The 12,008-nt window shown below is 56.8% G+C and carries 14 protein-coding genes; all 14 read right to left on the bottom strand.

Annotation, left to right across the window (positions count from 1 at the left end; all coding sequences use genetic code 11):
* Window positions 1-21 precede the first annotated feature (21 nt).
* Window positions 22-702 carry a response regulator transcription factor gene (locus tag HMPREF9098_RS04690; RefSeq protein WP_040564270.1) on the bottom strand — a complete coding sequence of 227 codons (681 nt, stop codon included), beginning with the start codon at window positions 700-702 and terminating at the stop codon, window positions 22-24.
* Window positions 703-820: 118 nt separating this feature from the next.
* Entirely contained in the window at window positions 821-2,662 is a 1,842-nt protein-coding gene (locus HMPREF9098_RS04685; protein WP_003782474.1) for a PglL family O-oligosaccharyltransferase, read from the bottom strand.
* The gene (locus HMPREF9098_RS04680; protein WP_003782473.1) at window positions 2,659-3,018 is read right to left on the bottom strand and encodes a DUF2069 domain-containing protein; all 360 of its coding nucleotides are present in this window, start codon (window positions 3,016-3,018) and stop codon (window positions 2,659-2,661) included. Before HMPREF9098_RS04680 ends, HMPREF9098_RS04685 begins: the two co-directional genes overlap by 4 nt.
* 186 nt (window positions 3,019-3,204) lie before the next feature.
* Window positions 3,205-3,621 (bottom strand): RNA polymerase-binding protein DksA, encoded by a 417-nt coding sequence (dksA, locus tag HMPREF9098_RS04675; protein ID WP_003782471.1) that lies wholly within the window; start codon window positions 3,619-3,621, stop codon window positions 3,205-3,207.
* A gap of 116 nt (window positions 3,622-3,737) precedes the next feature.
* The gene (locus tag HMPREF9098_RS04670) at window positions 3,738-4,463 is read right to left on the bottom strand and encodes a thiamine diphosphokinase (RefSeq protein ID WP_003782470.1); all 726 of its coding nucleotides are present in this window, start codon (window positions 4,461-4,463) and stop codon (window positions 3,738-3,740) included.
* An 11-nt stretch (window positions 4,464-4,474) separates the two neighbouring features.
* Window positions 4,475-4,846, bottom strand: coding sequence for a 30S ribosome-binding factor RbfA (gene rbfA, locus HMPREF9098_RS04665; protein ID WP_003782468.1), 372 nt, complete (start codon window positions 4,844-4,846; stop codon window positions 4,475-4,477).
* A gap of 96 nt (window positions 4,847-4,942) precedes the next feature.
* Complete coding sequence (rho, locus tag HMPREF9098_RS04660; protein WP_003782466.1) at window positions 4,943-6,298, bottom strand: transcription termination factor Rho; 1,356 nt, start codon at window positions 6,296-6,298, stop codon at window positions 4,943-4,945.
* A 213-nt stretch (window positions 6,299-6,511) separates the two neighbouring features.
* A complete protein-coding gene (locus HMPREF9098_RS04655; protein WP_003782464.1) occupies window positions 6,512-6,874 on the bottom strand; it encodes an energy transducer TonB in 363 nt (120 codons plus the stop codon).
* A 51-nt stretch (window positions 6,875-6,925) separates the two neighbouring features.
* Window positions 6,926-7,279 (bottom strand): energy transducer TonB, encoded by a 354-nt coding sequence (locus tag HMPREF9098_RS04650; protein WP_003782463.1) that lies wholly within the window; start codon window positions 7,277-7,279, stop codon window positions 6,926-6,928.
* Window positions 7,280-7,325: 46 nt separating this feature from the next.
* Window positions 7,326-8,159, bottom strand: a complete 834-nt coding sequence (gene metF / locus HMPREF9098_RS04645; protein ID WP_003782461.1) for a methylenetetrahydrofolate reductase [NAD(P)H] — start codon at window positions 8,157-8,159, stop codon at window positions 7,326-7,328.
* A gap of 25 nt (window positions 8,160-8,184) precedes the next feature.
* Window positions 8,185-8,856: a DnaA regulatory inactivator Hda gene (hda, locus tag HMPREF9098_RS04640; protein WP_040564724.1), complete on the bottom strand. Its 672-nt coding sequence runs from the start codon at window positions 8,854-8,856 to the stop codon at window positions 8,185-8,187.
* 131 nt (window positions 8,857-8,987) lie between these two features.
* On the bottom strand, window positions 8,988-10,358 hold the full coding sequence (accC, locus tag HMPREF9098_RS04635) for an acetyl-CoA carboxylase biotin carboxylase subunit (protein ID WP_003782458.1): 1,371 nt from the start codon (window positions 10,356-10,358) through the stop codon (window positions 8,988-8,990).
* A gap of 81 nt (window positions 10,359-10,439) precedes the next feature.
* Window positions 10,440-10,907, bottom strand: coding sequence for an acetyl-CoA carboxylase biotin carboxyl carrier protein (accB, locus tag HMPREF9098_RS04630; RefSeq protein ID WP_003782454.1), 468 nt, complete (start codon window positions 10,905-10,907; stop codon window positions 10,440-10,442).
* Window positions 10,908-11,143: 236 nt separating this feature from the next.
* A complete protein-coding gene (locus tag HMPREF9098_RS04625) occupies window positions 11,144-11,938 on the bottom strand; it encodes a TrmH family RNA methyltransferase (RefSeq protein ID WP_040564269.1) in 795 nt (264 codons plus the stop codon).
* Between the last annotated feature and the right edge of the window lie 70 nt (window positions 11,939-12,008).

Here is a 12,008-nt window from a genome sequence, read left to right as displayed (position 1 = left end):
GCCTGCACCCTTATGCCTTCATCAGTTTTTCACAAACAGGTAACCCAAACCGCGCACGGTTTGAATCAACGATGCATCGCCCAGTTTGTGGCGGATGCTGGAAATATGCACATCGATACTGCGGTCGAATTTGGCCAATTTGCGGTCGAGGGCTTCTTGTGACAGGTTCTCTTTGCTCACCACTTGTCCGGCGTGGCGCATCAGCACTTCCAACAGGTTGAATTCGGTGCTGGTCAATTCCAGCGCGGCATCGCCAATCATGGCTTGGCGTTTGGCCGGGAAGAGGGTAATGCCGCTGGCGCTGATGCTATTGACCACGCTGGGGTTTTCCGTGGTTTGCTGTGCGCGGCGCAGGATGGCGTTGATGCGCGCTAAAAGCTCGCGCGGCTGGCAAGGTTTGGGCACATAGTCGTCCGCGCCCATTTCCAAGCCGATGATGCGGTCGATATCGTCGCCTTTTGCCGTCAGCATAATCACGGGGATTTTGCTTTGCGCGCGCACGGTTTTCAGCACGTCCAAACCGTTCATTTTCGGCATCATGGAATCCAGCACCACCACATCGTAGCCCGGGCCGTTCAGGATTTCCTGCACGCCTTTTTCGCCATCGGGCATGCGGTTCACTTCCAAACCTTCGGCAGTCAGATATTCTGTCAGCAATTCGGTCAACAAATCATCATCATCTACCAATAATACGCGACTCATGGCCACTCCTTTGCTCATTAAAATGAAATGTAAACGCCGCCTATATTAGCAGCATTATCTTTACATTCATAGCGGTTTGTTTGTCTCTTTTGCGCGATTTTGCATTAAATACCTTGTCTTAACGCTTTTTCTCTGTGATTTTTTGCGGCAGCGGCGGCAGGGCTTCGGCGCAGAAATCGGCTTCGGGCACGCGTTTGCGGTAGGCCTGGCAGGAACGGGCGAAATCGGCGCGCAAGTTGGTGTAATACGGCGTGTTCATGATGGGCGCGGCATAAGCGTTCATTTTGCTCGGATAATAATGATACATGAGCCGCAGCCAGTCGCGCGCTTCTTCCACTTTGCCTTCGCGGTAGGCGGCAAAGGCGTATTTGTGGGCGTTGGCATACGGGCGGTAGCGCAGTGCATCGCGGGCGGTGGCGTATGCCCAATCAGGCTGGCTGGCCGAATTCGGGTCGATGAACGAGGTGAGCTGGAATTGGGCGTAATAACGCAGCATCGGCTCGGTTTTGGCGATGCGCAACAGGCCGACAATCTGTTCCGTTCGTTTCACGACTTCCGTGCTGGGCGTGCCCGAGAAATGGCGTAGCTCTTGATAGACAAACGCCAAACGGACGATGCCGACGGTGAAAAACAGGCAGGCAAGGGCTGCGCCACCCTGCAAAACCAGGTGCAGGCTGCTTTTTGAATAGGCATATTTATCTGTCCTGCGCGCCGGCGGCGTGAAGCCGACAAACAGGGCAAATGGCGTTAAGAAATAGATGTACCACAAAGGGTATTCCAGCATGCTGTGCACCAGCGATACGCCGATCAGCGCCAGCAGGAAGCCGCCTGCGGGCTGGTGGGCGCGTTGCAGGCTGCCTTTGACTGCCCACAGCAGGCCGCCCAGCACCAAGGCGGTGCCGATAATGCCCATTTCCGCCAGCAGGTTCAAAAACGAATTGTGGCTGTGCGTGAACAGCACGTTGTTTTCATAAGGGCGGAAGCCGTTTGGATACACGTTTTCTAGAAAACCGTACAGCGGATAGCTGCCCCAGCCGTTGCCCAGCCAAGGCGCATTCAAGAAAATCTGCCATGCTTTGCGCCATTCGTAACCGCGTCCAGAGCCTTCCAGTTGCGCGCCGTGCATGCGTTCCACCGCGCTTTGCAGCGATTCGGTTTGGGTGAACCAGCCCAGCACGGGTTCGACCGTGTATTGGCAAATCAGGACGGTGAGTGCGCCCGTGGCCAACGCCACAACGGTGCGCCGGTTTTCGCGCCCGCCCAGCAGCAGGCAAATCGGCAGCCACACGGCCAGCATCAAAACATAGGCCAAAACGGTGCGCGAGCCGGTCAGCGACATGGTGGAAGCAAACAGCAAAACGCAGGCGGCGGCCAGAATGGTCGGCAAACGGCGTTGCGCCCAAAGCCATGAAGCGGAGAGCACGCCCCACATCAGGTAATGCCCGAAATGGTTGCGTTGCGCCAGTTGGCCTTCCACAATGCCGGTACGGTACATGAGGTAGCCGGTGAAATGCTTGGCCAAGCCGGTGTATTGCAGCCAGCCGATGACGGACTGCATGACACAGCCCACCACCAGCACGGCGGCCAGCGTGCTGACCACGCGTTCTTCCCCTTCGCGCAGCAGCCAGCCCCTGCATGCCCAGCACATTAGAGCCAAAATCACAAAGGTGTAGGACACGATGCTGCTCATGCCGGGATAGGTCAGGTGCATCCAGCGTGCCTGAAACGACCAAAATGCCGCCAAAACCAGCCAATAGATGCTGGAGGCGGGCAAACGCACGCGCAGGCAGCCTGCACCGATGCTGATGGCCACAAAACACAAAGCAAACAGCAGCGAGCCGGATTCCAAGAAAAAGCTGGGCAGCGGGCCCACGCGCCAAATCGACAAAAACGGTACGACGGCAATCAGAAACAGTCCCAAAGCCAGGCCGAAGACGGAAGAGGGAGGATTGTGTTTCATGAAGACTTTCCTTTGCGCGGGGTTTTGAACTGTTTCAAATACGCCAGGTTGCAGACGAAAAACACGATGGTGCACAGCATGGCCGCCGCCGCCCAAAGACGGCTTGCAGGCTGCATGTCCCACAGACGCATGATGGATTCGGCAAAATACGCCAAAATCAGCATGGAGCAATATTGATAGGTATACACCCGCCCCGACACGATGCCGCGCAAAGGCAGCAGCAGGGGCAGCAGTTTGATGGCGGGCAGCCAGTAGCCCGTATGCAGCGGCGCATACCAGCCGTCCCATGCCAAGGTGATGAAAATAAGGCCGAACCACGCAGCTTGGGCGGCGCGCAAATAAGTGTGGGTATTCATATTCGGTCGGAGGATGGGGCAATGGATATCAGGGCGATACACATTAGGTTTAGGTGCGGCGGAGGCACAGTTCGCCCATGATATAAAAAAACCCGCCAACACACGCGGGTATCGCCCAAAGCAGCCTGCATATTGCTGCGAAACCGCGCCGTGCAAAGTGCAGGCTGCTTTTGGGCTTCTGGGAATTTAATCGGCAAACTGTTTCTTCAAACGTTCGCGGCGTTCCTGCGCTTCCACCGACAAAGTCGCCGTCGGGCGGGCCAGCAGGCGGCGCAAACCGATGGGTTCGCCCGTGTCGCGGCAGTAGCCGTAGTCGCCCGAATCAATTTCGCGCAGCGATTCTTGGATTTTCACCAGCAGTTTGCGTTCGCGGTCGCGTGTGCGCAGTTCCAGCGCGTATTCTTCTTCCTGCGATGCGCGGTCGGCAGGGTCGGGCGCGGTTTCGTGCTCTTGCAGATGCACAGCGGTGGCATCGGCGCGGGAAATCAAATCATTCTGCATTTGGGTCAGCAAAGCGCGGAAAAACGCCAAATGCTGTTCGTTCATATAATCGCTTTCCGGGCCGTTCCAAGCAAGGATGTCCTGTTCGGTAAGTGTTGCCATAAATAGTCCTTTTTATTGAGTTAATATAATGGGAATACTGTATAGAGCCAAGTAGCGCGAGGGCGCAAATCATAGCACGTTTTCGCGAAAGGGGATATTGCCGCGCCGGGCACGGCTCATTTTGCAGCGGCGGAGGGCGGCAAATCCGAGCTTTGAATGCCGCACAATAAGCCGGATTTGAACGAAAACCGCATTTCGCCGCCCAAGCATTCGTTGCTGACCAAAGCCATCGGCCGGGCAAACTGTGCGTTGTCCAGCGGATACAGCAGGCCGGAGAGGCTGAGCGATTTAATCGGGGTCATGCCGATGAACGAAACATATTTTTTATCGGCATCGCGTTGCCACACATGCTCACCCGCTTGGAAAAACTGCATCCGGTTGTTGTGCTCCAGCCACAGCATTTTGGTCAAATACGGAGCAAAACGCGGCTGGTACGCCAGCCAGACATTGGCCAGCAAATGGTCCAGCCTGCCGGCGCCCAATGCGCCCAAAATCACGATTCGGTCAATGTTTTCCGGCGGATAATGTGCCAACACAAGGCTTAATGCCGCTTCCAAATCCGTGTCGTCTTTTTGCGCGGGTAGGCGGACGATACGGCGGCATTCGGCAGGCGGCTCGATGCTGTCGAAATCGCCCACCGCCCAATCGGGAATGCGGCCGTGTTCGGCCAATGCGTTGGCACCGGCATCGACGCCGACCAATACGTCGGCAGGGATTTGGTCAAGCGCGGCAAGGTAAGGGCGGGCGGAACCGGCGCAGAAGGCGATGGTGGTCATGGCGGCTGTGGTGTTCGGATTGCGGTGCAGGCTGCTTTTTGAATGCCCGAAAAGCAGCCAGCACATTGCAAAATGGGTTAATCCTGCACCGGTTTTTCGGCGGCGGCTTGGTCGATGAGTTGCGACAGGTTCACGCCGCGTTCCAGCGATTCGTCGTATTCAAAATGCAATTCCGGCGTGCGGAACACGGTGATGCGCCGCGACAGCTCGCTGCGCAGGAAGCCTTTGGCCTTTTCCAAAGCCTGCGCGCTGGCAGCGCGGTCGCCGTTCAATACGGTGTAGTAAACCGTGGCGTGGCTGTAGTCGCGGCTCACTTCCACGTCGTTAATTGTGATAAAGCCGGCGCGTGGGTCTTTCAATTCGGTGCGTACCAGCTCGGCCAGCTCGCGCATCACTTGCTCTTTCACGCGGTCGATGCGGGCATAGCCGTTGCGTTGGGGTTTCTTCATAATGGGTTTTCCGTGTCGGTGGGGTGCAGGCTGCTTTTTGAGCGCTAAAAAGCAGCCTGCACATTTAAAAATATTGTTTAAACAATTATTTGCTGATTATTCCGCCGTTTTGGTTTTGCGGATGCGTGGTTTGGCAACGGGCGAATCGGTTTTGGCCGCCACCGTGGTTTTCGCCACCGTTTTTCCGACGGTTGAGCCGCCGCGCATGGAATCGAAAAAGTCGTCGTTGTTTTTGGTTTTCTTGATTTTATCGAGCAGGAATTCGGCGGCTTCAATATCGTCCATCGGATGGATGACGCGGCGCAGCGCCCACATTTTCTGCAGTTGGTCGGCCGGCACCAGCAATTCTTCGCGGCGCGTACCGGATTTGTTGATGTTGATGGCGGGGAACACGCGTTTTTCGGCCAGGCGGCGCTCCAAGTTCAGCTCCATATTACCCGTGCCTTTAAATTCTTCAAAAATCACGTCGTCCATGCGGCTGCCGGTATCGACCAGCGCGGTGGCGATAATCGTGAGCGAGCCACCTTCTTCTGTGTTGCGTGCCGCGCCGAAAAAGCGTTTGGGGCGGTGCAGCGCGTTGGCATCCACGCCGCCGGTGAGGATTTTGCCCGATGTCGGCACCACGGTGTTGTAAGCGCGTGCCAGCCGCGTGATGCTGTCGAGCAGGATGACCACGTCTTTTTTGTGTTCCACCATGCGCTTGGCTTTTTCAATCACCATTTCGGCCACTTGCACATGGCGTTGCGCCGGTTCGTCAAAGGTGGAAGCCACCACTTCGCCGCGCACGGAACGGGTCATTTCGGTCACTTCTTCGGGGCGCTCGTCAATCAGCAGCACAATCAGTTCCACATCCGGATAATTGGCGGTGATGGCGTGGGCAATGTTTTGCAGCATCACGGTTTTGCCCGTTTTGGGCGGGGCGACCAAAAGCGCGCGCTGCCCCAGGCCGATGGGCGAAATCAAGTCGATGATGCGGCCGGTGATGTTTTCGGCCGAGAGGTTGTCCTGCTCCAATTTCAGTTGCTTTTCGGGGAAGAGCGGCGTGAGGTTTTCGAACAGGATTTTGTGGCGGCATTTTTCGGGATGGTCGCCGTTCACGCTGTCCAGCCGTACGAGGGCGAAGTATTTTTCGTCGTTTTTGGGCACGCGCACGGTGCCTTCGATGGTGTCGCCCGTGTGCAGGTTGAAACGGCGGATTTGGTGCGGCGATACGTAAATGTCGTCCGGGCAGGCCAGATACGATGTGGCGGCGCTGCGCAGGAAGCCGTAGCCGTCGGGCAGGGTTTCGAGCGTGCCGGAGCAGATGAATTCTTGCCCGTTTTCCATCAGTTTGCGCACGATGGTGAAGACGAGGTCTTGTTTTCTCAGGCGGTTGGCGTTTTCAATGCCCATTTGTTCGGCTTGCGCCAAAAGTTCGGTAATGTGTTTGGTTTGTAATTCGGAAACGTGCATAACGGATGGTGTTTTCAGAATAAAGGCAGCCTGCACTTTGGGCGGCGGCGGCGCGGGTTTTGATGGAAAGGGGAAGGATGCCGGAACGGGCGTGATGTTAAAGATACTGCAAGAAAGCGGCGCATTTTAATGACAAATGCGGGCGAATGCAAGCAGCCTGCACTTTGGGGCGGCGGAGTGTCGCAAAAAGTGCAGGCTGCTTTCGTGGAGAAACTAGCTGTCGTCAGTCAGTTCGAATGTGAACGAGTAATGCATCCGCATCGCAATGGGTTTGCCGTGACAGGTGGCCGGCTGGAACTTGGTGTCGCGGAGGTTTCTTTGCGCGGCGGCATCCAAGCGCCGATGACCGCTGCTGCGCGCAATTTGGATATCCGATACGCTGCCGTCCGGCTGCACGATAAACCGTAGTGTAACGATGCCTTCGTCGCCGACGTCTTGCGATGCCGAAGGGTATTGCAACGAGGGACGGTGTAACTCTTTCGGCGGCCGGATGTCTTTGGGTGTGCATTCTTTCGGTGTGGCGCGGCAGGCGGACAGGGCAAGGGCGGCGGCAAATATCAAGGCAATGTTTTTCATGAGAATTTTCCATTTCGAGAAGGTGCAGGCTGCTTCAGTGAGGGGCTGCCATCAGTCTATTTTGAATATGAACGATTGATGTATCCGCACCGCAATGGGTTTGCCGTGGCAGGTGGCCGGCTGGAATTTGGCTTGGCGGAGACTTCTTACTGCGGCGGCATCCAAGCGCTGATAGCCGCTGCTGCGTGCAATTCGGATATCCGATATGCTGCCGTCTGTCTGCACGGCGAGCAGCAGTGTAACGGTGCCTTCGTCGCCGTCGTTTTGCGATGCCGGAGGGTATTGTACCGACGGTCGGCGTAATTCTTTGGGCGGCACGATGTCTTTGCGTGTGCATTCTTTCGGCGTGGCACGGCAGGCGGATAGGATGAGAGCGGCGGCAAATATCAACACAATGTTTTTCATGAGAATTCTCCATTTCGAGAAGGTGCAGGCTGCTTTTTGCAGCAGTTTAATAGCCTAAACGCTGGCAGATGGTGGATACCAAACCCGCTTGGTTGAGCGTGTAAAAATGCAGGCCGGGCGCGCCTTCGCGCAGCAGGCGTTCGCACATGTCGGTCACCACGTCCAAGGCCAATGCTTTGATGGAGGCGCTGTCGTCGGCATACGATTGCAGTTTCAGGCGCAGCCAACGCGGGATTTCGGCGCCGCAAGTGTCGGAGAAGCGCGCCAGTTTGGCAAAGCTGGCAATCGGCATGATGCCGGGGATGATGGGAATGCGCACGCCGCGTCCTTGCACGTCATCGACAAAGCGGAAATAGGCATCGGCGTTGTAAAAATATTGCGTGATGGCGGAATCGGCACCGGCATTGACTTTGCGCACGAAATGGTTGATGTCGTCTTCGGCACTGCGCGCCTGCGGGTGGAATTCGGGATAGGCGGCCACTTCGACGTGGAAATCGCTGCCGTGTTCGGTTTTAATCAGTTCCACCAGTTCGTTGGCATAACGCATGCCGTCCATACCCAAGCCGATGCCGGAGGGGATATCGCCGCGCAGGGCGACAATGTGTTTCACGCCCATGGCTTTGTATTGCGTGAGCAGGGCCTTCACTTCGTCTGCGGTCATGCCGATGCAGGGCAGGTGCGGTGCGGCGGCAATGCCTTCGGACAGAATGTCGCCGATGGTCTGCATGGTGCCTTCGCGCGTGCTGCCGCCTGCGCCGGACGTGCAGGAGAAAAACGACGGGTTGAACTGGCTCAGCTGTTTGCGGGTGATGACCTGTTTGGCGCGGCCTTCGGGTGTGCGGGTGGGGAAGAATTCGAAGCTGAAAGGTTTGGTGGTCATGATGGTTGTCCTGTTGGAGGGTTTTTTATGCGTTTTCCTGCTGCTTTAAGAGTTTGCGCAGCAGGGGCAGGGTGATGGGTTTGCCTTGCGTGATGGAATAGTTGGCCAAATCGTTGAACATGGTGAGCAGGCTGTTCAAATCCTGCCGCCAGTGTTCGAGCAGGTAGCGGTAGATGTCGGGGTCGATGCTCAGTTGCCGCGCCTGCGCCATATTGGCCAATGCTTGAATTTTTTCTTCGCTGCTGAGTGATTTCACTTCGTAAACCAGGCAATAGCTCATGCGGGTGCGCAAATCTTCGCGCAGGTGCAGGCGGCCGGGCGGCACGTCGGCGGATAGGAGCAGGTGGCCTTTTTGGCTGTTGCGGAAATGGTTGAAAATATCGAACAAAACGGCTTGTTCTTGGTCGTTGAGCCGTTCGACTTGGTCGATGGCGACGAAATCGTATTCGGCGGCGGTGTCGTGCAGCGGGGTTTTGCCGACGTCGATATACAGGGCGCTGTGCCCCGCATGTGCCGCCTGCCCGACCCATGCCTGCAAAATGTGGCTTTTGCCCGAACCTTGTTCGCCCCACAAATAAAGGAATTGGTCGTGTTCCTGCTGCAAGATGTAGATGAGTTCCGCATTGGCGTTGCCCAGGAGTTTGTCAAAGCGCGGATAGGCGGTTTCGTCAAAATCGAACGAGAGTTGTGGATACATCATGGCAACAGCAAAATGCGGTGTGGAAATGGGGGATTGTATAGCGTGTGCGGGTAATTGTATAGGTTGGTAAAAAGCAGCCTGCACCCTTGTAAAACGAAGTGCAGGCTGCTTTTTTGCCTTTGCCGGATTTAGGCTTTTTCTTTGGCCAAACGCTCTTTGCGCTCCGCCAGCCAGTGTTCCAGATAATGGATGGAAACGCCACCTTTGATAAAGCCTTCGTCGCGGAACAAATCGCGGTGCAGCGGCGCGTTGGTTTTGATGCCGTTCACCGCCAATTCGTCCATGGCGACGCGCATTTTTGCCACTGCCAGTTCGCGCGTTTTGCCGTGTACGCAGATTTTGCCGATGAGGCTGTCGTAGTTCGGCGGGATTTTGTAGCCCTGGTAAATGTGGCTGTCCACGCGCACGCCCAAGCCGCCGGGCAGGTGACAGCTTTCAATCAGGCCGGGGCTGGGGATGAAGGTGTACGGGTCTTCCGCGTTGATGCGGCACTCAAACGCATGGCCTTTCAGCACGATGTCTTCCTGACGGTATTGCAGTGGCAATCCTGCGGCCACGCGAAGCTGTTCCTGCACGATGTCCACTCCAGTGACCAGCTCGGTAATCGGGTGCTCCACCTGCACGCGCGTGTTCATTTCGATGAAGAAGAACTCGCCGTCTTCATACAGGAACTCGAACGTGCCTGCGCCGCGGTAGCCGATACGTTTGCAGGCATCGGCGCACGATTGGCCGATTTTGGCGCGCTCTTCGGGCGTGATGAACGGCGCGGGCGCTTCTTCGATGATTTTTTGGTGGCGGCGCTGCATGGAGCAGTCGCGTTCGCCCAGATAAATCGCATTGCCGTGTTCGTCTGCCAGCACTTGGATTTCCACATGGCGCGGCCGTTGTAGGAAGCGTTCCATATACACCATCGGATTGCCGAACGCGGCTTCGGCCTCCGCCTTGGTCATTTCCACGGCCTTAATCAAATCTTCTTTCTTTTCAACGACGCGCATACCGCGTCCGCCGCCGCCGCCCGATGCTTTGATGATGACGGGGAAGCCGACTTTGTCTGCCGTTTTCAGGATTTCCGCCGGGTCGTCCGACAATGCGCCTTCCGAGCCGGGAACGCAGGGCACGCCCGCTTCAATCATGGCGTGTTTGGCGGAAACTTTGTCGCCCATCAGGCGGATGGTGTCGGCTTTCGGGCCGATGAAGATGAAGCCGGATTTTTCCACTTGCTCGGCAAAATTGGCGTTTTCGGCCAAAAAGCCGTAGCCCGGGTGGATGGCGTCCGCACCGGTCACTTCGGCGGCGGAAATCAGTGCGGGAATGTTCAAATAGCTTTGCGGCGATGGCGCGGGGCCAATACAAACGCTTTCGTCCGCCAGTTTGACGTGCAGGCTTTCGCGGTCGGCTTCGGAATGCACGGCAACGGTGGCAATGCCCATTTCGCGGCAGGCGCGCAAAATCCGCAGGGCGATTTCGCCCCGGTTGGCAATCAATACTTTTTTCAACATTTTGTTTTCCTAACGGATTTTGGTGTGCAGGCTGCTTTTTCCGGCGGAGCGCGCACGGTTCAAAAGCAGCCTGCACCCGGATTATTCAATCACAAACAAAGGTTCGCCGTATTCCACCGGAGTGCCGTTTTCCACCAAAATGGCTTTGACCACGCCCGATTTTTCCGCTTCGATTTCGTTCATCAGCTTCATGGCTTCGATAATGCACAGGGTTTGGCCTTCCTTCACGGTTTGGCCGACTTCCACAAACGGGTCGGAAGTGGGGCTGGCCGCGCGGTAGAACGTGCCGACCATCGGTGATTTTTGTGCATTGGCGTGGTTGGCGGGCGCGGCGGCCGGAGCGGCGGGGGCAGCAGGAGCGGATGCGGCTTGTGCGGCGGCAGCGGGTGCGGCCACCGGTGCAGGCGCGGCGGCATAAACGGTTTGCACGGCAGGAGCCGCCACCGAGCGCGTGATGCGGACTTTTTCTTCGCCTTCGGTCACTTCAATTTCGGCAATGCCGGATTCTTCAACCAAATCAATCAGTTTCTTTAATTTGCGTAAGTCCATGTTTCTTCCTATCGGTTTATATTGTCAAAAAGTAAAAATTCTATGTGCGCCGCAACGGCGTTTTGCAAATGGGTAATTTTGACGATTTTGCTGCAAAAAATCCAGCTTTTGTGCGAAAAATCGGGCATTTTTGCGCAAAATCAAAGGTGGTGCATTTTAGAACAGAAATACTAAATTGTATAGCGGCAAGTGCAGGTTGCTTTCGATTTGGCGGCTGCCTGCAACACATCGTTATGTTATGGCTGTTGCTGCCAGCGTTGGCGCATTTGCTCGAACAGGCAGACGGTGGCGGCTTGGGCGATGTTCAGCGATTCGGTCGCGCCCTGCATGGGGATTTTCACGCTTCTGCCCGCCAGCGCGATGAGTTCGGGCGATACGCCGCTGCCTTCGTTGCCGAAAATCCAGGCGCAGGGCGCGCGCAAATCCAGTTGGTAGAGTAGGGCGGGGCGATTACCGTCCAATGCGGTGGCGTATACGGCGTGCGGATAGCGGGCGCACCATTCGGTCAGGCAGACGCGCTCTTGGATGTGAAGCAGGAAGTGCGCGCCCATGCCGGCACGCAGGACTTTGGGGGAATAGGCATCGGCGCAGCCTTCGCCCAAGACGATTTGGCGGATGCCGGCCGCCGCCGCGCTGCGCAGCACCGTGCCGACATTGCCTGCGTCCTGCACGCGGTCGAGCAGCACATAATCGGGTGATTCGGGCGCGACGGGCGGCGGCAGCGCAATCAGCGTCATCAGGTCTTCGGCTTGGTGCAGTTGGGTGATTTTGCCCAGTGCTTTGCCGCTGACGGGTTGGACGATATCGGCAGGCAGCCTGCACAAGAGTGCGGCGATTTCGGGTTCGTGCAGGCGGTGTTCCGGAAGGTACACTTGCAGCGGCGTGTTGCCCGCGTCCAAATAGGCCGTGAGCAGATGCGCGCCTTCCAAGACGGCCTGGCTGTGTTCGCGGCGGTGTTTGGCGTGGCCGAGCAGCTTGGCAAGGTGTTTGAGCTGGGGGTTTTGGGGCGATTGGATGGCGGGGGAAGTCATGGTGCAGGCTGCTTTTGGGGAGAATGGGTGTGTTTTGGCGATAAGCGTGTGGGCAATGTGTGGATAAGTG

This window comes from Kingella denitrificans ATCC 33394, assembly GCF_000190695.1.
Lineage (GTDB): Bacteria > Pseudomonadota > Gammaproteobacteria > Burkholderiales > Neisseriaceae > Kingella_A > Kingella_A denitrificans.
Note: the sequence above shows the minus strand (reverse complement) of the source record. Positions and strands in the feature narration are given on the sequence as shown.

Excerpts from the sequence above, each read along its gene's own strand:
- HMPREF9098_RS04685 (WP_003782474.1), bottom strand. The coding sequence starts at position 2,662 with ATGAAACACAATCCTCCCTCTTCCGTCTTCGGCCTGGCTTTGGGACTG.
- HMPREF9098_RS04680 (WP_003782473.1), bottom strand. The coding sequence starts at position 3,018 with ATGAATACCCACACTTATTTGCGCGCCGCCCAAGCTGCGTGGTTCGGC.
- dksA (WP_003782471.1), bottom strand. The coding sequence starts at position 3,621 with ATGGCAACACTTACCGAACAGGACATCCTTGCTTGGAACGGCCCGGAA.
- HMPREF9098_RS04625 (WP_040564269.1), bottom strand. The coding sequence starts at position 11,938 with ATGACTTCCCCCGCCATCCAATCGCCCCAAAACCCCCAGCTCAAACAC.
- rbfA (WP_003782468.1), bottom strand. The coding sequence starts at position 4,846 with ATGAAGAAACCCCAACGCAACGGCTATGCCCGCATCGACCGCGTGAAA.
- HMPREF9098_RS04650 (WP_003782463.1), bottom strand. The coding sequence starts at position 7,279 with ATGAAAAACATTGTGTTGATATTTGCCGCCGCTCTCATCCTATCCGCC.
- metF (WP_003782461.1), bottom strand. The coding sequence starts at position 8,159 with ATGACCACCAAACCTTTCAGCTTCGAATTCTTCCCCACCCGCACACCC.
- rho (WP_003782466.1), bottom strand. The coding sequence starts at position 6,298 with ATGCACGTTTCCGAATTACAAACCAAACACATTACCGAACTTTTGGCG.
- accC (WP_003782458.1), bottom strand. The coding sequence starts at position 10,358 with ATGTTGAAAAAAGTATTGATTGCCAACCGGGGCGAAATCGCCCTGCGG.
- HMPREF9098_RS04690 (WP_040564270.1), bottom strand. The coding sequence starts at position 702 with ATGAGTCGCGTATTATTGGTAGATGATGATGATTTGTTGACCGAATTG.
- HMPREF9098_RS04670 (WP_003782470.1), bottom strand. The coding sequence starts at position 4,463 with ATGTGCTGGCTGCTTTTCGGGCATTCAAAAAGCAGCCTGCACCGCAAT.
- accB (WP_003782454.1), bottom strand. The coding sequence starts at position 10,907 with ATGGACTTACGCAAATTAAAGAAACTGATTGATTTGGTTGAAGAATCC.
- hda (WP_040564724.1), bottom strand. The coding sequence starts at position 8,856 with ATGTATCCACAACTCTCGTTCGATTTTGACGAAACCGCCTATCCGCGC.
- HMPREF9098_RS04655 (WP_003782464.1), bottom strand. The coding sequence starts at position 6,874 with ATGAAAAACATTGCCTTGATATTTGCCGCCGCCCTTGCCCTGTCCGCC.